The organism is Alteribacter lacisalsi (assembly GCF_003226345.1).
Lineage (GTDB): Bacteria > Bacillota > Bacilli > Bacillales > Salisediminibacteriaceae > Alteribacter > Alteribacter lacisalsi.
The window spans coordinates 1,620,323-1,639,642 of the sequence record NZ_PDOF01000001.1 but is presented as its reverse complement, the minus strand read 5'-3'; the positions used below and the strand labels follow the sequence as shown (position 1 = coordinate 1,639,642).

17 protein-coding genes are annotated in these 19,320 nt (G+C 48.6%); 9 read left to right on the top strand and 8 right to left on the bottom strand.

What is annotated here, in order from left to right:
• Nucleotides 1–119: 119 nt before the first annotated feature.
• A complete protein-coding gene (locus CR205_RS08105; protein WP_110518506.1) occupies nucleotides 120–1,739 on the top strand; it encodes a M20/M25/M40 family metallo-hydrolase in 1,620 nt (539 codons plus the stop codon).
• A 126-nt stretch (nucleotides 1,740–1,865) separates the two neighbouring features.
• Here CR205_RS08105 and CR205_RS08100 read toward each other — a convergent pair whose 3' ends face one another.
• The 4 genes from CR205_RS08100 to CR205_RS08085 all read right to left on the bottom strand — a co-directional run bounded on the left by CR205_RS08100 (nucleotide 1,866) and on the right by CR205_RS08085 (nucleotide 4,680).
• Nucleotides 1,866–2,414, bottom strand: coding sequence for a GNAT family N-acetyltransferase (locus CR205_RS08100; protein ID WP_110518504.1), 549 nt, complete (start codon nucleotides 2,412–2,414; stop codon nucleotides 1,866–1,868).
• Nucleotides 2,407–3,252: a divergent polysaccharide deacetylase family protein gene (locus tag CR205_RS08095; protein WP_110518502.1), complete on the bottom strand. Its 846-nt coding sequence runs from the start codon at nucleotides 3,250–3,252 to the stop codon at nucleotides 2,407–2,409. Before CR205_RS08095 ends, CR205_RS08100 begins: the two co-directional genes overlap by 8 nt.
• A gap of 139 nt (nucleotides 3,253–3,391) precedes the next feature.
• Nucleotides 3,392–3,700, bottom strand: coding sequence for a MerR family transcriptional regulator (locus tag CR205_RS08090; RefSeq protein WP_110518500.1), 309 nt, complete (start codon nucleotides 3,698–3,700; stop codon nucleotides 3,392–3,394).
• A 149-nt stretch (nucleotides 3,701–3,849) separates the two neighbouring features.
• Complete coding sequence (locus CR205_RS08085; protein WP_110518497.1) at nucleotides 3,850–4,680, bottom strand: ion transporter; 831 nt, start codon at nucleotides 4,678–4,680, stop codon at nucleotides 3,850–3,852.
• A gap of 174 nt (nucleotides 4,681–4,854) precedes the next feature.
• Here CR205_RS08085 and CR205_RS08080 point away from each other — a divergent pair, with 174 nt between their 5' ends.
• Entirely contained in the window at nucleotides 4,855–5,646 is a 792-nt protein-coding gene (locus CR205_RS08080; protein ID WP_110518496.1) for an SDR family NAD(P)-dependent oxidoreductase, read from the top strand.
• 119 nt (nucleotides 5,647–5,765) lie between these two features.
• Entirely contained in the window at nucleotides 5,766–7,031 is a 1,266-nt protein-coding gene (locus CR205_RS08075; protein ID WP_110518494.1) for a Y-family DNA polymerase, read from the top strand.
• A gap of 293 nt (nucleotides 7,032–7,324) precedes the next feature.
• Here the strand turns inward: CR205_RS08075 and CR205_RS08070 are convergent, their stop codons facing one another.
• Nucleotides 7,325–7,660, bottom strand: a complete 336-nt coding sequence (locus tag CR205_RS08070) for a YolD-like family protein (RefSeq protein WP_110518492.1) — start codon at nucleotides 7,658–7,660, stop codon at nucleotides 7,325–7,327.
• A gap of 174 nt (nucleotides 7,661–7,834) precedes the next feature.
• Between CR205_RS08070 and CR205_RS08065 the strand changes: the two genes are divergently transcribed.
• From CR205_RS08065 to CR205_RS08040, 6 genes are all read left to right on the top strand, one after another.
• On the top strand, nucleotides 7,835–8,305 hold the full coding sequence (locus CR205_RS08065; RefSeq protein ID WP_110518490.1) for a low molecular weight protein-tyrosine-phosphatase: 471 nt from the start codon (nucleotides 7,835–7,837) through the stop codon (nucleotides 8,303–8,305).
• 249 nt (nucleotides 8,306–8,554) lie between these two features.
• Nucleotides 8,555–9,544 carry a class I SAM-dependent methyltransferase gene (locus CR205_RS08060; protein ID WP_110518488.1) on the top strand — a complete coding sequence of 330 codons (990 nt, stop codon included), beginning with the start codon at nucleotides 8,555–8,557 and terminating at the stop codon, nucleotides 9,542–9,544.
• A gap of 411 nt (nucleotides 9,545–9,955) precedes the next feature.
• Entirely contained in the window at nucleotides 9,956–11,797 is a 1,842-nt protein-coding gene (gene asnB / locus CR205_RS08055; RefSeq protein ID WP_110519752.1) for an asparagine synthase (glutamine-hydrolyzing), read from the top strand.
• A gap of 183 nt (nucleotides 11,798–11,980) precedes the next feature.
• The gene (locus CR205_RS08050; RefSeq protein WP_110518487.1) at nucleotides 11,981–13,486 is read left to right on the top strand and encodes a phytoene desaturase family protein; all 1,506 of its coding nucleotides are present in this window, start codon (nucleotides 11,981–11,983) and stop codon (nucleotides 13,484–13,486) included.
• A complete protein-coding gene (locus CR205_RS08045; RefSeq protein ID WP_110518485.1) occupies nucleotides 13,483–14,946 on the top strand; it encodes a phytoene desaturase family protein in 1,464 nt (487 codons plus the stop codon). Before CR205_RS08050 ends, CR205_RS08045 begins: the two co-directional genes overlap by 4 nt.
• Before the next feature lie 72 nt (nucleotides 14,947–15,018).
• Nucleotides 15,019–15,861: a phytoene/squalene synthase family protein gene (locus CR205_RS08040; RefSeq protein WP_110518483.1), complete on the top strand. Its 843-nt coding sequence runs from the start codon at nucleotides 15,019–15,021 to the stop codon at nucleotides 15,859–15,861.
• 168 nt (nucleotides 15,862–16,029) lie between these two features.
• Here CR205_RS08040 and CR205_RS08035 read toward each other — a convergent pair whose 3' ends face one another.
• The 3 genes from CR205_RS08035 to CR205_RS08025 are packed head-to-tail and all read right to left on the bottom strand — an operon-like array spanning nucleotide 16,030 to nucleotide 19,297.
• On the bottom strand, nucleotides 16,030–17,517 hold the full coding sequence (locus tag CR205_RS08035) for a phytoene desaturase family protein (RefSeq protein ID WP_110518481.1): 1,488 nt from the start codon (nucleotides 17,515–17,517) through the stop codon (nucleotides 16,030–16,032).
• Nucleotides 17,514–18,626 (bottom strand): glycosyltransferase, encoded by a 1,113-nt coding sequence (locus tag CR205_RS08030; RefSeq protein WP_110518479.1) that lies wholly within the window; start codon nucleotides 18,624–18,626, stop codon nucleotides 17,514–17,516. Before CR205_RS08030 ends, CR205_RS08035 begins: the two co-directional genes overlap by 4 nt.
• A complete protein-coding gene (locus CR205_RS08025; RefSeq protein ID WP_268877413.1) occupies nucleotides 18,623–19,297 on the bottom strand; it encodes a lysophospholipid acyltransferase family protein in 675 nt (224 codons plus the stop codon). The genes CR205_RS08030 and CR205_RS08025 overlap by 4 nt, the downstream gene beginning before the upstream one ends.
• Between the last annotated feature and the right edge of the window lie 23 nt (nucleotides 19,298–19,320).

Below are 19,320 nucleotides of genomic sequence, written 5' to 3'. Positions count from 1 at the left end.
TCCATGAAAAACAATCACACCATGGCGAGGGAAAATCTTCAGCTGGTTACGTGCGGAGCTTCTGTTTAATCATTTTTCAAGGCAGGCATAATGACTTTTTGACAGACGGAGGGGTTTGAATGGGGAAATGGCAGACAGGAGATCAGCTTAAAGAACTTACAATATCACTTTGTGAGTACGCCAGTGTTACAGGAAGCGAAGAGGAAATTGGAATTATGGAATTCGTTGACTATCAGCTGAGGCGTCTTTCATATTTTAAGCAGAATAAGGGACACTTGAAGACCCATTACACTGCTGATGGACGGAAATACGTTTCTGCTCTCGTGAAAAGCAGGAAAAAAACGAAAAAAACGCTAATCATCATGGGGCACCTTGATGTTGTGGATGTAGAGGACTATGGAGAATGGAAGCACCTGGCCTTTCGTCCGCGGGAGTTTACCGAGCAGATGACTGCGGGCAAAGATCATCTCCCAGAAGACGTCCGGCACGATCTCGAGAACGGCAACTGGCTGTTCGGAAGAGGGGTGATGGATATGAAAGCGGGGATTGCTCTTTGCATGCGCATGATTGAGAAGGCAGGAGAAGGAGCGTTTGACGGAAACATTCTTATGCTTGCCGTGCCGGACGAAGAAGTAAATTCCACCGGTATGCGTGAAGCAGCGGGAAAACTTCTGGAACTTGCGGATACCCATGATTTAGATTATAAAATGGCCTGGAATACAGAACCGGTTTTTTCAGGGTATCCCGGAGACGAACATCTGTATGTGTACAGAGGTTCCCTTGGAAAAGTGCTGCCGGGCTTTTACTGCTACGGCGAAGAAGCACATGTCGCAGAACCGTTTTCAGGGCTCAATGGAAATTTCATGGCCTCCTATCTCAACAATGCACTGGAACTGAATCCTGATTTTACGGAGAAGGAAGGTGTGCAGAAAACACCGCCGCCTACAAGCCTGATTCAAAAGGATTTAAAGACGGATTACTCAACCCAGATTCCTCATACAGCGGTGGTTCTCTTTAACCTTCTGTTCATGAAAAAACAGATGAAGGATGTAACAGACGAGTTGCTTGTACTGGCCAGTGAAACAGCGGAACAGATAGCAAAAGCCTATTCCGAGCGGGAAAAAGCTTTCGCCCAGGTTCACGGATATGAGCCGGAGAAAAAGAAGATCCGCATCCTGACCTATGAAGAATTGTGGCATCATGCAGTTAAGCACCACGGCCTCGAAGAAGTAAAAAGGCAGGTTTCGTTTATTCAGGCGAACGAAAGCCAACTGGACGACAGGGAAATTACGATTCATACGGTTCATCACATTGCGGGATTCTGTAAGGATCTGGCACCGATGATTGTCCTTTTTTACACGCCGCCTTTTTATCCAGCAGTCGAGTCTGCCGGCCATCCGCTTGTGAATAAAGTGGTGGAAAAGGTCATGGAAGAGGCGGATGCTGTACAGAATCGGGAAGTGCTTGATTACCCGTATTTTCCCGGGCTTTCGGATCTCAGCTACCTCCAGCTGCCTGATACGAAGCGGTCACTTGATACGATGCTCAAAAACATGCCTCTTTGGGAAGTGACATACGATCTGCCCCTCCAGGCTATGGAGAAGCTTAGTGTACCGGTAATGAACTTTGGACCATTTGGAAGAGGTGCCCACAGCTGGACGGAGCGGCTGGAGATGACTTATTCCTTCCATGAGCTGCCTGCAATTATGGAAGTGGGTATTCACGAAGTGTTTAAATAGTCTTAAAAATGCTATTTATAACGTGCAAAAAAAAAGGTTCCTGTTACTGCCGGAACCTTTTTTTTGTCCCCGCCCGCATTCCTAAACCGAGTGTTCACTTACCTGCGGACATTTTCACAGTTCAAATTAACTTCGATTTTCATCGATAAAATAAGCCATGAAAATTTCATCATCATATTCGCCCTCGATAAAAACCTGGTCTTTCTGCACGCCTTCTTTGACGAACCCATATTGTTCGTAGAGGTTTACAGCCACTTCATTTTTAGCGAAAACGGTGAGACAGATTTTATACAGCCCGTTCTTTTTCCCCCATTCCAGCGTATATTCCATCAGCTTTTTTCCCAGCCCTTTTCCCTGAGCGGGTGTAGCAAGCCAGGTGCGGAAGAGAGCGGTGTGGCGCTTCATCTTCAGTTCACCCCGGAGGAGCCTGGCGATGCCGTAGACCCGTTTGTCAATTTCCACCACAGTGTACATGTTGTTTTCTGCTCTCATTTCACGGATGAATGACTGCTCTTCTTCGACCGTCCTCACATGTTCTTTCTGAATATAGCGGCCCTGCTGAATGATTTCTTCCACGTTTGTGATGATATCAAAGGCATCATCCGGTCCAGCAGGCCGAAGTGTCACAGAAGTGCCGTCTTTCGCCGTGAACGAAATGGTTTCACTGTTATTCATCGGCTTCGCCTCCCACTATACGCTGCCAGAATTGCGATGGATCTTTTTCAACACTGGTGGGAATCAGTTCGGAAACAGGGACGATGCGGACATTCCGGTTCTTCAGATGAGCCAGGGAATCTGAAATTCCGTTAAACGTATCTGTCCCTTTTATGCCCACATGTCCGATTCCAATTGCACCGCCATGCTTTTCAGCCTGACTGCATAAGCGCAGCATCTGTTTATACACGTGGTTTCTCGACGAACGGCTGTCATCGAGAAAAGTGTCTCTTGCGGCCCAGCGCAGGTTCATTTCTTCCGCCAATTCCGGGATCACCGAATCGGGGCTTGTTCCGCTGTCGATCACATAAAGATCATATTCCCTGGCAACCTCTAGAATTGCTTTCATAATCCGCTTGTTTCCCACGATGTTTGACCCCATATGGTTGTTAAGTCCTTTTGCATAAGGGACATCCTCAATAGCTTTTCTCACCCTGTTTTTGACTTCCTCATTACTCAGGGCGGAGGTGATAGGCAAGGGGCCGAGCCAGGATGCTTTTCCTCTTTTCGGTTCCAGCGGCAGGTGTACAATCACTTCAAATCCCAGTTCGTGAGCCATTTCCGCCTGTTCAGTGGATTCGTCCAGAAACGGCATGACGGCTACGGTAATTGGAATTTCTGATCTGAGAAAACGATATACACCCCCCGTGTTCCCGCCAAAGTCGTCGATGATCACAGCCACCTTTGCTTCCTGCCCATTTTCTTCTGCGTATCCAGGAGAGGCTGTAATTGCTGTCACTGCCACGCAAAGGATGGTGAGGAGAAGGGTGGTGTGATGCCAAACTGTCTTTTGCTTCATAAAAACCGCCTCATTTCATTCAGCCGTTGCGGCCTGGTGTCATACTTCTGACTGATAGTATGACCGTCAATGAGGGGAATTACCACGGAGAAAATGGGAAACTGCGCCGGATCAAAACAAAAAATGACGCCTGCCGGCGTCATTTTCGCTGATTTGGGAAAGCGGTATTCAACTGGCCGCGGAGCATCTTTTTGCGTACCTGCTCCCGGTTTGCTCTCTGCTTTTCCTCTTTTCGTATTTCAAAAGTCTGCATCCCGTCTTCCATCTTGTTTGCAATTTCCACCAGCCGTTCTACATCCATAAAGGAATATTTCCGCGTGCCGCCTTTGGAACGTTCCGGGCTGATCAGCTGCCGCTGCTCATAGTACCTGATCTGACGTTCGGAAAGGCCGGTAAGTTCACTGACCACGCCGATGCTGATTACTTTTTTATCTTTGTACGACTTCATCGAATCGATCCCTTCCCCGGATTGCACGCCTTGGTGATTTTCTACTAGTATAGCAGGTATCGCAAAAAAGGTTCGTTGTTTGTCAGATTATCTGACATGGAGGGTCGAAGAAAATCCCGGACAGGCATGACGCCTTCCGGGACCTGTGGTCAGCCGCTTTTATTGTTTCCGTTTCGATCCAGGTGCTCCCGGAGCAGATCTTTCAGTTCACCGACCTCCCTGCGGAGTTCGGTCACTTCATTTTTCGTTTCGTCGATCTCCTCTTCTTCAGCTGATTCGGCTTTTTCCACATTGTTTACAATGACACCAATGAAGAGGTTGAAGACAACGAATGTACCGACAAGAACGAAGGAGACAAAGTAGACCCACGACCAGGGGAGTTCTGCAAAAATCGGGCGCATAACCTGGCTTGCCCACGACTCAAGTGTGACTACCTGGAACAGGGTAAGCAGGGAAAGCTGCAGCGAACCAAAGTACTCCGGTGAGACTTCCTGGAACAGCATCGTTCCGGTTACCGCAAAAATATAAAAGATAATGCTCATCAGGAGCATGATATTTCCCAGAGCCGGAATGGTCATCAGAAGGGCGTCAACAAGCCTTCTGAGCGAAGGAATGACAGAAATGGCCCGGAAGACACGGAGAACCCTGAGAATTCGGAGTACCGTCACGAAATATGCGCCTGCCAGAAGAAGACCGCTTAAGACGATGATAAAGTCAAACCAGTTCCATCCGCTTTTAAAGAAATCCTTCAGTGTTCTTGCTGCCAGCATACGAAGTCCAACCTCAACGGCAAAAATGCCGAGGAGGATCCGATCGATGGCAAAAAAGGTCGAGCGGTATTCCTCATAAAGGTGGGGATACGTTTCGAGGCCCACAACTACTGCGTTAATCATGATTAGTGTAATGATGACAGAGGTGAAATATTTGTGCTCTACGAACCAGTCGAGTTTTTTCTTCCACCCGGGCATTGAATTGGACATGTTATGTATTTCGCTCCTCTGAATAGTTCCCTTATAATCCTCTATTATTCTACTAGAATAACGTCAAAGATGAAACCTTCTTTCTTTGCGGGCATGAAATAGTTGGCGGGCTTCTTCAGTATTGGCTATAATAAACAAAGATAATCGTCAGTCAGGAAAGAGAGGAACAGCTCGATGAAACCTTGGAATCAGCGAATTGTCGCGATCACCGGTGCCTCCGGTGGTCTCGGATTCGAAATGGCCCGGGAGACCGCCCGGAAAGGCGGTCTGCCCGTTATGCTGGCAAGATCCCTGGATAAGTTAACAGAGGGCGCTGCCCTGATTGAACGTGAAACGGGGATTAAGCCGCTCGTATTTGAACTGGACGTGAGTGATGACGAAGCGGTTTTTCGTACGTTTAATAACATTTTCAGTAAAGCAGGGCCGGTGGACGTCCTGATTAATAACGCCGGCTTCGGTATCTTTGATGATTTTGAACATGCAAAGCTTCAGGACATCAAAGACATGTTCGAAGTCAATGTGTACGGTCTTTTTTCATGCACCCAGGCCGTCCTGCCCGGTATGAGGGAACGGGGGAGCGGGCATATCATCCACGTAGCTTCCCAGGCCGGAAAACTGGCCACCCCGAAATCCGGTGGATATTCGGCAACCAAGCATGCAGTGCTGGCCTTTGCCAACAGCCTGAGAATGGAACTGGAAGGTACCGGCATCCGTGTGAGCACGGTTAATCCTGGACCGGTTAAAACCAATTTTTTTGCCCGGGCAGATGCCTCGGGGGATTATGAAAAAAGTGTGGAAAAATATATGCTTGATGCAGAAATGGTTGCATCAAGAACAATAGATCTGATTGATAAGCCGAAGCGGGAACTGAACCTGCCCCGCTGGATGAATATTGGATCCAAGATTTATCAGTTTTTTCCCGGTCTTATGGAAAAGGCCGCCGGAAGCCAGTTCAGAAAAAAATAGCACTGTTGTATTCCTGTGGGGATAATCAGAGATATTATCCTCATTTTTACAGTTGAAATACGAACGTATATTCCCCTATAATTAAACGTACCTTAACATATAACGAACAAAGCGGGAGGATGACGACTGTGGATTACGATTCAATGCCGAAACGGAAGATTTTCTGTGTGGATATGAAAAGCTTCTACGCAAGCTGTGCGGCCATTGCGCTCGGGAAAGACCCTCTGTCTGTTCATCTGGCTGTGGTGGGGGATACAGAAAGAAGCGGAAGTGTCGTACTCGCGGCCACCCCTCCCTTAAAAAAGGATTTTGGCATTAAAACAGGAAACCGGCTGTTTGAAATTCCGGACGATCCCCGGATTATTCTCGTGAACGCGTCGATGGCCACCTACTTACATATTTCGGTCCAGGTGACAGACCTGTTTCACCGGTACGTGCCTCTTGAAGCGATTCACACGTACAGTGTGGATGAAAGCTTTCTTGATGTAGGCGGGACGGAGAAGCTGTGGGGAAACGAGTGGGAACTCGCCGAGACGATCCGGACCGACCTGTACCGGCGGTTTGGACTCACGTGCGCCATTGGCATCGGGGATAACATGCTCCTGTCAAAGCTTTGTCTCGATCTGGAGGCGAAAAAAAGAGGGGTGGCCAGGTGGACATACGGCGATGTGCAAAAAAAACTGTGGCCTGTCACCCCGCTGCAGAAAATGTGGGGGATCGGAAGCCGGATGGAAAAACGGCTGAACCGAATGGGGATCTTCACTGTCGGCCAGCTTGCCGGTTATGCTCCTGACAAACTGGAAAAAGCGTTCGGTGTCATGGGAAATCAGCTTTATTACCATGCGTGGGGCGTGGATCTTTCCGAACTCGGCGCCCCGATTCTTGCCGGGCAGATCAGCTATGCAAAAGGACAAATTCTTCTTCGGGATTATAAGGATCCAGTGGAGATAAAGCGGGTGCTGCTGGAGATGTGTGAGGAGGTGGCGGCAAGAGCCCGCCGGGAACGCCGTGCAGGACAGACGGTCAGTCTTGGTATGGGATACAGTAAAAACGAACAGGGCGGCGGTTTTTCCCGTCAGATCACGATCCCGGAACCGACGAATATTACAATGGAAGTGTACGAAGCCTGTCTGAAGCTGATGAAGCGGTTTTACGACGGCTCAACTGTACGCAAACTGTCCGTATCCATTTCCAACGTCTATCCTGATGATTCCGTTCAGCTCAGTCTTCTGGAAAGTGACCGTCCGAAAAAGCGGGCACTCGGTTACGCGATGGATGATATCCGGCAGAAACACGGCCCGAATGCGCTTTTAAGGGCTGTGTCCTATGCGGAGGGAGGCACAGCCAGACACCGTAACACCCTCACAGGCGGCCATAAATCTTAGGGGTTGACCGATCCGGCAAAATAAAAAGCCGGATCGGTCAACCCCTTACGCATGGAGTAGAGCCGCTCCACGATCTGTCAGTCTGACCGGGCACTTTCCGGTCAGACCGGAGCGTGCGGAGCCCATGGGTGGAAAAAAGGCCGGCAAAATAAAAAGCCGGATCGGTCAACCCCTTACGCATGGAGTAGAGCCGCTCCACGATCTGTCAGTCTGACCGGGCACTTTCCGGTCAGACCGGAGCGTGCGGAGCCCATGGGTGGAAAAAAGGCCGGCAAAATAAAAAGCCGGGTCGGTCAACTCTCTTCATAAGGACTGACTGCGGTAACGGATGAGAACCGGACGCTCGTCCGGACGCCGCCCGCCTCAATGACAGTTAACATCCCCTGCTCAGCATTCACGCCTGTTACATGTCCCCTCACACGATTAGCGCATTCTCCATTCATAAAAGAAAGCTGAAGCAGACAGCCTGTGTTAAAGGATTCGGCAATCAGGCGATCCCACTCTTCTTCAGCCTGGGGGTCCGCCTCACCGTGAGAAACCCGCTGGTGCTCCTTTTTAAGTTCCTTAAGCTTTTCCACATGTTCGGGAAGCATCATGGACGTCCATTTAATTGACCCGCGGTCATGCATCGTTTTCTCACCTCTATTAAGAACGTATGTTCTTATAATACCTGTGCAGGGATGAGTGTAACAAGCGGTAACACCTGGTAAATGGACACGGCTTTGATTTTTTGCGGTCAAATACCGAAAAGCTCTGAAAATAGGCTATAATAAAAGCACCAGCTGATAAAGGAGCGGATCAATGTGGTAAAAGTACTATTTGTCTGTCTCGGGAACATTTGCCGGTCACCGATGGCGGAAGCTGTTTTTAAAGACAAAGTGCGCGAAGCCGGCCTTAACGGAAAAATCACCACAGACTCGGCAGGAACTGGTGACTGGCACACAGGTAATCCCCCTCATGAAGGCACGCTCGGTATTCTTAAAAAGAACAGTATCCAGTCCGAAGGTCTACAGGCACGGCAGGTGGACAAAGGGGATCTGCAGAAATACGATTACATTATAGGAATGGATGCTGAAAATGTCGGAAACCTGACCAGGATGAAAGGCTACGGTGACTCGGGAGAAATTGCCCGTCTCCTCGATTTTGTCGATGATGGAAAAGAAGATGACGTACCTGATCCGTACTTTACCGGTAACTTTGATTACGTGTATGAGCTTGTGGAGGAAGGCTGCACGAAACTCCTTGCTCATATTCGTGAAAAAGAAGGCCTTTAGGATCAGGCTTTAAAATTGTTTTCTCAGAAGACACTTTAACCTGTAAAAAAAGACACAAAAAGACTGTCTGTAATGGATGCAGCCCATCCACAGACAGTCTTTTTGTGTCTTTAGTGCCCCTCACATAAGGAGACACTAAACACAATTGGGGTAAACGGTCTATTTTTCACTGGCAGTACCAGTACTGTTTAACTCTTCCTGTTACAGGGAAATACGGCTACATGTATTGGAAGATGAGTGGAGGGATTTATGGTGAAGGAAATTCAGAAGTTCTGGCAGGCAAGAAACTGGATGAAAAGCAATGAAAGCTTTCTGACCACATGGCACGCCCATGTCGGATATAAGCTCGATCTTTTTGACAGCTTTGCCGGAGGAGCAAAAGTGCAGGAAGTGGCGGCAAGAGATGAACTGAACGGCCAGTTGCTGCTTCGCTGGGTCGAAGTCGGCCTGGAAGTGGGTCACCTGAAAAAAACCGTTACCGGTAAAGTGAAATCGAAAAAAAAGATGGTGAAATTTGTATCAGCAAAAAGTAAGGATTCTGTAGGGATTCTATTGAGAGAAATGATGGAACTCCATATTCCAACACTCATGCAGTATCCGGATCTGATGAAAAATAACGAGCAGCTTTCCTACCTTGAGGATAAATTCGCAAACGTTGTAGCCGAAACGTCCGCACTCCTGGAAAAAGCGTCCGTCCCGCCGATGATCAAGTGGGTAAATAAGTACAAGCCCGGAAATATTGTCGATTTCGGCTGCGGCTACGGCGGCTACCTTAAGAAAATAAGGGACGCAGACGATCAAGTGACCCTAACGGGAATTGAAATAAGTAAAGAGGTGGCAGACGAGGCGGCAGAGAAGCTGAAAAGCCGCCGGATCGAAGTCCGAAACGAAGATATGCAGGAGTTTCTCAACTCCGGAGAACAGGTGGATATGGTTATGCTACATAATCTCCTGTACTATTATCCGCCTGAAGACAGACCAGCTCTGTTTAAGGACGTGGCGTCGATTCTCTCGGACAAAGGAACCGTCACCGTGATTTCGCCGCTCACAGATTCAGGACATGGCCAGACATTTGCCGCTGCCTTTAACACATTCATGACAGCGCATAAAAATCTTTATCCGCTGCCAACGGAAAAAGAAATCGAAGAAGCAGCAAAAGAAGCCGGCCTGAAAGTAAAAATGTCCAAGCCGATTATTAAAGAGGGCGGCTGGTTTCTGGTTGGCCTTGAAAAAAAATAATACGTTTAACAGAGACACGGCAGTGATGCGGTGTCTTTTTACTGGTTAACTATAATTTCCTGACATTGTATATTTATTAAACAAAAACGCTTCAGGCGTAAGCACTTTTGTTTTTTTTATAAGTATACCTCTCAGCCAGTAAACCTCTATTATGCGCAGCTGACGCCAGCAGCGAGACTCCTGCGGCAGGAGGGGCCAGGCGAGACCCCGCAGGGCGAAGCCCGCGAAGGCTCGCCGGCACCGCCACGGAAAGCGAGCGGACAGTGTTCAGCAGAGCTTCGCAAAACTGACGGAAGGGTATACTCATTTATCGTTTTCCAAATCAGCGACCAGACAGGTGGGCACCCTCTTTCCCTTATCTGAATACGATGTGGTAGTGCCATGAACAGAAAAGGAAAGCGGGGAAACTACATGTGCGGAATTACAGGATGGGTTGATTATAAACGCCCGGTTGCAAATGAAAAGGCCGTGCTTTTACAGATGGCCCGGACACTTGCCAAACGGGGTCCTGACGCTTCACAGGTCTGGGGAGACAATCACGCTGGGTTCGGTCACACGCGTCTAATCGTTGTCGATCCGTCCGGCGGCGGTCAGCCGATGACCAGAAAAGCCCGATCGGGCACTTATACAATCTGTTATAACGGTGAGCTTTATAATACAGAAGACCTCAGAACCGAACTGTTGAAAACAGGCTATACTTTTCTATCACACTCGGATACGGAAGTGCTGCTCACCTCTTTCATAGAGTGGGGAGAAGCATGCGTTGAGAAGCTGAACGGAATCTTTGCCTTTGCCATATGGCATCATGAAGCGGAGGAACTGTTTATTGCCCGTGACCGTCTCGGGGTCAAACCGCTGTATTACTTCGAACACGGTTCAGGTCTCATGTTTGCTTCAGAGCCGAAAGCTATTCTCGCTCATCCGGAAATAAATGCCGGAGTTGACGAATCCGGACTCCGGGAGGTTCTGGCTCTGTGCCCTTCCAGAACACCGGGCCACGGAGTATATAAAGGAATGAAGGAACTCCGGCCGGCGCATTTTCTCAAGCTTGGACGATCCGGGCTGAAAACTGCACGATACTGGCAGGTCAAAAGCGAACGGCACACAGATTCGGCTGAAGAGACAGCAGAGCGGATCCGGAGTCTCCTGAAGGATACCGTTGAAAGGCAACTGGTGGCAGACGTGCCCGTTTGTACCTTTCTGTCCGGCGGAGTGGATTCAAGTGCCCTTACCGCTCTTGCGGCAAACTATTTTGAAGAGCAGGGGCGGGGGACGCTGCGGACATTTTCAATAGACTACGAAGAAAATGACAAATATTTTAAGGCAAGCAGGTTCCAGCCGAACCCGGATGCGCCCTGGATCAAAGTGATGTCTGATTTTTTAGGTTCCGATCACAAAGGGTTTGTGATTAACAACGAAGCTCTGTTTGATTATCTGGAGCCGGCCCAGGAGGCCAGAGACCTGCCGGGTATGGCGGATATTGATTCATCGCTTCTCTGGTTCAGCGAACAGATCAAAAAAGAAGTCACTGTCGGGCTTTCGGGAGAGTGTGCCGATGAAATTTTTGGTGGATATCCATGGTTTCATGACGAGGATGCGATTAACGGATCGATTTTTCCGTGGATGCGCTCAGTCGATCAGCGTGAATCACTTTTGCGCCCGGAATGGCGGCAGAAACTGAATCTGAAGCAGTACGTAGAACAGCGTTACAGTGAAACTGTAAACGAAACGCCGCTGCTGGATGGGGAAAGCCAGCTTGAAAGCAGACGGCGCTCTCTGTTTTATGTGAATATGATCTGGTTCATGACAACGCTTCTCGAGCGGAAGGACCGGATGAGTATGGCAGCGAGTCTTGAAGTGAGGGTCCCGTTTGCCGATCACCGCCTTGTGGAATATGTGTGGAACATTCCCTGGGATATGAAAATGTACGGTAACAGAGAGAAAGGTATTTTAAGAAAAGCTCTGGAAGGGGTTCTGCCCCACGATATTCTTTACAGAAAGAAAAGCCCCTACCCGAAAACTCACCATCCCGTTTATACAGAAAAAGTGACAGGTGCACTGCAGGGCGTCGTTAAGCAGGGGGATTCCCCTTTATTTGACCTGTTTGACGTAAATAAGATTACAGAACTGTGTGATACACGCGGCAGTTCCTATCCGGCTCCTTATTTCGGTCAGCTGATGACCGGACCTCAGCTGATCGCCCACCTGTGGCAGTTTCATCTGTGGCTCACCAAATCAGGAATATCTATCTGAACGTCTGCATCATTGCAGGCGTTTTCTTTTCTTTCGTCGAATAAAGGAAAAGAGGAAATAAATACCCTGAGCGTTTTCGTTGCCTGTAACGTCCCGAGGTGATATACATATTGTATAACTTTTGTTTAACCGTTTTTGAATAAGGGAAAGAAACGATTATAAGGTGATAAGGCGGTGGACAGAATGGCGAGTCAGGAAAGAAAAAAGATAGCCGTAATCGGGGCAGGGCCTGGAGGCCTTGCGGCAGCGATGATGCTTACATATAAAGGATTCAGCGTAGACGTTTATGAAAAACAGGCCTACATAGGAGGAAGAACATCCCGGCATACGGTGGGGGATTTTTCGTTTGACCTCGGACCGACATTTTTCAGTATGCCGCATATTCTGGAGGAGATTTTTGAAGCTTCAGGTAAAAATCTTCATGATTATGTAAATCTTGTAAAGCTTGATCCCATGTATGAACTGGATTTTGACGGCATGAAGATCCGGGCAACGAGTAACAGAGAAAAGATGAAAGAGCATATTGAAGACCTGTTCCCTGGTTACGGATCCCGTTATGAACAGTTTATGACAGACACGCGGAAGAAGATGAACAGACTGCTTCCTATGCTTCAGAACCGGCACGGAAGCCTGTTTGATTATGCACGGCTCAGGAGCTTAAAAGCGCTTCCTGAACTGGAAGTTGGCCGTTCCCTGTATGATGTGCTGGGCCGTTATTTCGACGATGAGCGGCTCCGCCTTTCGTTTACATTTCAATCCAAGTACCTCGGCATGTCACCGTGGGACTGCCCGGGAGCTTTCAGCATTCTATCCTACATGGAACACGAATGGGGCGTTTACCACCCGGTCGGCGGTCTCAGCAGGCTGACAGAGGCTATGGGCAGAGTGGTGGAGGAACACGGCGGAACCATTCATACGAACGCAGGAATAAAAAGCCTGATCCTTGATGGCAGAAAAGTGACCGGCTTACAGCTCGACAGCGGAGAATCCGTAACGGCAGATGAAGTTGTCATGAATGCGGATTTTGCCCATGCCATGACAAACCTCGTGGATGAGGGAGCAGTAAGAAAATATTCACGCAAATCCCTTGAAAAGAAAAATTACTCCTGCTCCACGTTTATGATTTATGCAGGCATTAATAAACCGGTTGACCTGGGCCATCATACCATCTTCTTTTCGGGAGATTACAAAAGGAACGTAGAGGAAATTACGAAAACCAGGCTATTGTCAGAAGACCCATCCGTATATGTGCACCATGCATCGGCAACCGATTCCACGGTAGCACCGGAAGGGAAAGCGGCGCTGTACATTCTGGCACCGGTGCCGAATAACTTCAGCGGAATCGACTGGGACGAAAAGAAAGAGGAATTCCGGGATCTCGTCTGGGATCTGGTAGAGAAAAAAACCGGTCAGAAATTAAGAGACAGTCTTGAAGTGGAAGACGTGCTCACACCGCTTGACTGGGAACACCAGAAACACGTCTATAAAGGGGCAACGTTTAATCTGGCCCACAATCTGGGTCAGATGATGTATTTCCGCCCGCATAATAAATTCGAAGCGCTGGAAGGTCTGTGGCTAACCGGAGGGGGAACGCATCCTGGGAGCGGACTCCCGACAATCTTTGAATCTGCGAGAATAACATCTTCAGGCTTGATGGAGAAATACGGAAAAGCGGGGGTGACAGTATGAAAACAGCCATCATCGGCGGCGGGATCGGAGGACTTGTCACAGCACTTTATCTTTCAAATGAAGGCCATGAAGTAACCGTTTATGAAAAAGAAGGTGAAATGGGAGGACGCCTCGCTGCGGTCGAGCGCGACGGCTTCCGTATTGATAAGGGCCCGACCATTGTGCTCCTTCCAGAGATGATCCGCTCTATATTATCAGAAGCAGGAATGAACCCGGATCTCATTGAAATGGAAAGAATTGATCCCCTTTATCCGCTTCACTTTCCGGATGGCACCACCTTTACAAAATGGAGCAGTACAGAAAAGCAGCTTGAGGAAATCAGTGCTTCATTTCCAGGTGAGGAAGACGCCTTTCTTGCCTATATGAATGATATGGAGGAGCGGTTTACGAAAGGAAAAAAGGCCTTTATGGACCGGGACTTTAGAAATCCTGCATCCTTTTTTTCCAGAGCAAACGTGAAGACACTCGTTAAGCTCAAAGCCTATCAGAGCGTGAAAAGTCAGGCCCGGCAATACTTTAAGGCTTTAAAACTGAGAGAGGCATTTTCCTTTCAGACACTTTATATCGGCGGTGCCCCGGATGATACGCCTGCCATTTACTCTCTTGTACCGTTCAGCGAACATTATCACGGTATCTGGTACGTAAAAGGCGGTTATGCCAGACTCGCCAGGGAAATTACGGGAGAGCTGCTCAGGCGCGGTGTCCGGCTCAGTACACATTCGGAAGTAACAGGGATTGATACATCGGGGAGAAAGGGGACGAGCCTGTCAGTAAACGGGAAACGGGAAACGTTTGATACGTTCATCGTTAACGGGGACTACCCGGTGGCCCGGAACCTGGTAAACGATTCAGGGAAGAAGCGGAACAGATCATTTACACCTTCATCCGGATGCCTTCTCCTTTACCTGGGAATTGAAGGCCATCTTGACACCTCTTACATCCATCAGTTCTTTATGGCGGAGAATCTCGACAGAAATATGGAGGATGTGTTTGAAAGGCGTATACTGCCGGATGATCCATCGTTCTACGTCTTTTCACCCTCATTGATTGATGACAGTACTGCACCTGAAGGGAAGAGCGGGGTGTATGTGCTTGTACCTGTACCTGCAGGGAACAGTATTTCACAGGAAGACTATACTGCATATGCCGATCGGATTATGGATGAACTGGAAGCACGCCTGGATCCTGAAATAAAATCAAAACTCCTCTGGAAGGAAATCCGGACACCTGTTGATGCAGAAGCGGAAGGCCTGTTTCAGGGCGGAAGCTTCGGCATTGCACCGTCCCTTTTCCAGTCCGGGGTATTCCGCCCTCAACTGCAGCCTTTTGGGCTGGAAAATGTGTTTGCCGTCGGTGCATCCATTCACCCGGGCGGAGGAATCCCGATAGTGATGCAGGGTGCAAAGCTTCTTGCTGAAGCGATCCGGGAAAAGGAAGAGCGGGCAAATTCTCTGGCATAAGAGGTTTATCAGGCGTTTAGTTGTAAATTATGATAAAATAATAATACTAAAGATGTATGAAGGAGGAGGATCATGCTCTCGGTAAATGAAGCTTACAGCCGCTGCCGTACTGTCATTGAACGTCACTCCAAAACGTTTGCAAAAGCGTTTGGCCATCTGCCGGAGGAAAAGCGCCAGGCCGTGTGGGCTGTTTATGCATTTTGCAGAACAGCAGATGACATCGTTGATGAAGGAGAAAATCCGGGTACTGAAATCGTAAAATTTAAAGATCAGTTTCATTCATTTGCTGATGGGCGTATCCCGGAAAAGAACTATCTGTGGATTGCGCTTCAAGACACGTTTTCGCGGTTTGAGATGGACGTCCAGCCGTTTTACGACATGATCGAAGGACAGCAGATGGACTTAATCAAAAAGCGGTACGCTGCTCTTGAAGAAGTGAAGCATTACTCGTATCATGTGGCAAGCACGGTCGGGCTTATGCTCCTTCCGATTCTTGCTCCTGCCAAAAAAGACCGTCTGCGTGAAGGGGCCATTTCCCTTGGAATCGCCATGCAGTTAACAAATATTCTCAGGGACGTAGGAGAGGACCTTGAACGGGACCGTATTTATCTTCCGGAAGATGTTATGGACAAGCATGGCTTGAATCATGATATGCTGACGAGCCGCCAGGTCAGCCCGGCATTTATTGCCGTGTGGGAAGAGCTGGCAGAGGATGCTCTTCGATTCTACGATGCAGGCCTCGCCTCTATTAATGAATACCCGGTTGATTCGAAAATTCCCGTTAAAGCAGCAGCTCTTTTTTACAGAGAGATTCTTCGCTCAGTCAGAAATAACGGGTACGAAGTGTTCCGCCAGCGGGCATTCGTTTCAGCGGAAGAGAAAACACATATTATGAAAGCTGTTGTAAAAGGCTGATTAATCGTGAGAGAGATCATGCCGGATTAAAAAGCCTGCTAAAACGACTGAGAAGATAAAAACGAGCTGAAGAGAAAGGCCTTCACCGAATGGTGAGGGCCTTTTCCTGCTTTCGGCAGTTTAGTGGTTTGAAAAAGCATTTTCAAAAGCCCGCAGGCAATCTGCCGGTCAGTGCCTCCCGAGTTCGTTCAGAAGAGCATCAGCAGCATTTCTGCCACTTAGTACCACCATCGGAGATCCGCCGCCAGGGTGGGTGCTGCCGCCGGCAAAAAAGAGATTGCCGACATCGGCACTCTGATTAAAGGGACGTAAAAATGTGTCAGATCGCTTATTGGAGGCTATCCCGTAGAGGGAACCACGATAGGCATAGAACTTTTCTGCGATATCAGCAGGAGAAATGATCTGTTTTCCTTTTAGGGATCCGAATAAATCGATTCCTTTCTCCCGGAGTCGCTCAAACACGATCCCGGCGTATTGTTCTTTATCATCATCTAATGTACCGTTTCGCGGGAGCGGAGGCGCATTAACAAGAATAAACAGATTGTCCCCGTCGGGAGACAGTGAAGGTTCTGTTTTTGAAGAGGTACAAATGTATATCGTCGGGTCAGCAGGGTACTTTCCCTCTTCAAAAATTGTATTGAATTCCTTCCTGTAGTCGGAAGTGAAGAAGACGTGATGATGATGAAGATCGTACCGTTTTTCTGCAGCAGCAAGAATCACAAAAGCTGAAATAGAAGGATTAAGGGAGTTGATTTTTTCATCGGTTAGATGTTTCCGGTTCTTCTGGTCGATTAACGCTGGAACCTGTGTGAGCAGATCCCCGTTTAACACAATGCCGTCAACAGGCAGGGGCTCGTAATGATCCGTTTTGACGGCAGAGGCTTTTTTGTCTGCCACTTCAATGCCGGTTACCTCTGTATTGAAGTGCATGGTTACGCCTAATTTAACCGCTGCACGGTGAAGACCTTTGGCAATGCCGGCATTGCCGCCTCTTGTAAAATAAACACCGTCATTAAGCTCAAGATGTCCGATAAGGCCGAAGGTAGCAGGTGAGCGGTATGGAGATGATCCGATGTAGGTGGCATACCGGTTGAAAGCCTGGCGGACCCGGTCATCAGGGAAGAAGGTCCGGTGAAAGCGGTCCAGACTTGTAAGCGGTTTGACACTGAAAAGCGCCCGTGCGAGGGGCAGGGACATATAATCCTTCCACGAACGGAACGTGCGCCGGAGAAAATGAGTCTCTGCCTTTATGTAGAGATCTTCCACCTGCTTAAGATACTCTCTGTACCGGAGGGCGCTGTCAGGATCGATCGAGGCAATCTCCTCCTCCATTTTTTCCGTGTCGGAGGAAAAATGAAAAGAGGTGCCGTCACTGAACACATTTTTCGTGTGTGTGGTAAGGCGGTCAAACCGGAAGTAATCATCTGGATTTTCCCCGGCATCATAAAGTACATTTTGAAACACATGGGGCATCGTAATCGTATTCGGTCCAAAATCAAACGTATGTGTGCCGAGTGCTTTGCTGTGAAGCTTACCTCCGGCATAACTGTTCTTCTCATAAAGTGTGACATCAGCACCTTTCGAGGCGAGGCGGATTGATGCTGCAAGCCCCCCAAGGCCGGCGCCAATAACAGCAATCTTTTTCTGTCGCGTCATTTATAAACCCTTCCTTTCCAACTGAACCCCCGTCTGAACACACCAAGGAAAGCCGAATACCAGAGAAGGACGACAGTCATAAGAGCCGAAGCGGGCATCAGAATGCACAGCCACAGCTTCTGTCTGACAGACCAGTCGACGATTCCCTTATGAACGACTCCAAGAGAATAGGGAAGGAGCCATACCATCTCCAGGCTGCCCAGGAGTACTAAAATTGCAAATATGCCAGGAGCTGTGTAAAACAACAGATAAAACAATGTAACAAAGACAGCAAGGGGCAAGGAACGACCGAGTCCCGGGAACAGATTTTTCGAAAAACCTTCCCACACTTCCCGGTCTGTCTCATACATATAGCATGTTACCGCATCTGAAACATTGGCCAGTGTTACACGATATCCGCTTTTTTTCATCTGGCGGGCAAGATGCACATCCTCCACAAGGGAGGACTTTACTGCTTTGTGCCCGCCGGCTTTCTCGTAGGCTGAGCGCCGGAACATCATGAAGGCCCCATGGGCAGCAGTAGCAGGGGCAAAGGTCGTGTAATTAGCGAGAAGCACCGGCAGATGAAAGTGTACAACAAAATGCTGCATCGGAATCAGAAGAGACCCGAGCACTCCTTTGGCTGGTGTTTTTGGAAATCCCGTCACGAGGCCTGTTTCAGGTCGTTTAAAACAAGAAAGCAGACTTTCCACTGTGCCATGTGCAAGCCGGACGTCAGCATCCACAAACAGTGCAAATTCTCCGCTTCCGTTTTTGGATAACTGATGACAGGCATGTACTTTTCCTACCCAGGCTTCAGGAAGCGGTTTCCCTTTCAGCAGATAGAAACGGGGGTCATCATCTGTCAAAGCAGTAAGCAGCTCTCCCGTGCGGTCAGAGGAACCGTCATCAAGCAGGAAAAAAGTCAGATTCGGGGCTGTCAGACCCTTAAGACTGGCAATCAAATCCGGTACGTTTCGTTCCTCGTTGCGAAGGGGCACAAATACATCAACAGAAGGTGGATGTCTGTCCGCTTTCCGATCTGTTTTCAGTCGTGGGAGAAGGAATGTATTAAGTCCCGTAATCACAATAGAGACGGCAAGAACCGCAGTAAGAATCCATACGGTCATCGGCCGGCCCTCCCGAAGAGACGGGGGAGACTCTGCTTAATGCTGTACCATCGGTCCCCGATGGTTTCCCGGCCCCGCACAACAGGCCTGAAGCTCTCCGTTTTCTCGTTCATCACATCGTTTTTAAGCCCATCAAGCTGCTCTGTAAGCTGATTTTCGAGCTGAATTGTAAGCTCCTTTCGGGGGACCTGTGAATCAAAAGCAAGTGACGATCCGACCCGGATAAAGAACTCAGGGTGCTGTTCGTGGAGGAGAGTGTGATAAAAAGTGACCGGTACCAAATCGCAATGAGGTGCTTCTTTTAGAAGAAAGGCAGCCCCGCTCTGAAACTGGAGAGGCCTTATATCCAAGTGGAATTCATCACCCTGAGGAAAAAGAAACAAGCACTTTCCACTGTTTAAGAGGACTGCAGCTTCCTTCAAAGAGCGCAGAACCGACGTATAGGAAGCGGCATTTACAGGGAAAGCGCCGATCTTTCTGAAAAAGGGAAAGCGTCTGAGGCCCTCCTCGCTCATGAGGGCATATCCGTCTGTCCTGAGAAGTTCCCGGTTCAGTTGAAACAGAACAAGACTGTCCCACCAGGAACTGTGATTAATTAAAAACAGGGCGCCTCTGCCGGAGGGGCGCCAGTTGTTTTCACAGGAAACATGATGAAAATGCTTTTTTAACAGACGTCTGTTATAGAGGGAAAAAA

Coding starts and splice junctions, on each gene's coding strand:
- asnB (WP_110519752.1), top strand. CDS start 9,956: ATGTGCGGAATTACAGGATGGGTTGATTATAAACGCCCGGTTGCAAAT.
- CR205_RS08100 (WP_110518504.1), bottom strand. CDS start 2,414: ATGAATAACAGTGAAACCATTTCGTTCACGGCGAAAGACGGCACTTCT.
- CR205_RS08050 (WP_110518487.1), top strand. CDS start 11,981: ATGGCGAGTCAGGAAAGAAAAAAGATAGCCGTAATCGGGGCAGGGCCT.
- CR205_RS08095 (WP_110518502.1), bottom strand. CDS start 3,252: ATGAAGCAAAAGACAGTTTGGCATCACACCACCCTTCTCCTCACCATC.
- CR205_RS08080 (WP_110518496.1), top strand. CDS start 4,855: ATGAAACCTTGGAATCAGCGAATTGTCGCGATCACCGGTGCCTCCGGT.
- CR205_RS08070 (WP_110518492.1), bottom strand. CDS start 7,660: ATGCATGACCGCGGGTCAATTAAATGGACGTCCATGATGCTTCCCGAA.
- CR205_RS08030 (WP_110518479.1), bottom strand. CDS start 18,626: ATGACCGTATGGATTCTTACTGCGGTTCTTGCCGTCTCTATTGTGATT.
- CR205_RS08060 (WP_110518488.1), top strand. CDS start 8,555: ATGGTGAAGGAAATTCAGAAGTTCTGGCAGGCAAGAAACTGGATGAAA.
- CR205_RS08075 (WP_110518494.1), top strand. CDS start 5,766: ATGACGACTGTGGATTACGATTCAATGCCGAAACGGAAGATTTTCTGT.
- CR205_RS08035 (WP_110518481.1), bottom strand. CDS start 17,517: ATGACGCGACAGAAAAAGATTGCTGTTATTGGCGCCGGCCTTGGGGGG.
- CR205_RS08085 (WP_110518497.1), bottom strand. CDS start 4,680: ATGTCCAATTCAATGCCCGGGTGGAAGAAAAAACTCGACTGGTTCGTA.
- CR205_RS08040 (WP_110518483.1), top strand. CDS start 15,019: ATGCTCTCGGTAAATGAAGCTTACAGCCGCTGCCGTACTGTCATTGAA.
- CR205_RS08105 (WP_110518506.1), top strand. CDS start 120: ATGGGGAAATGGCAGACAGGAGATCAGCTTAAAGAACTTACAATATCA.
- CR205_RS08090 (WP_110518500.1), bottom strand. CDS start 3,700: ATGAAGTCGTACAAAGATAAAAAAGTAATCAGCATCGGCGTGGTCAGT.
- CR205_RS08045 (WP_110518485.1), top strand. CDS start 13,483: ATGAAAACAGCCATCATCGGCGGCGGGATCGGAGGACTTGTCACAGCA.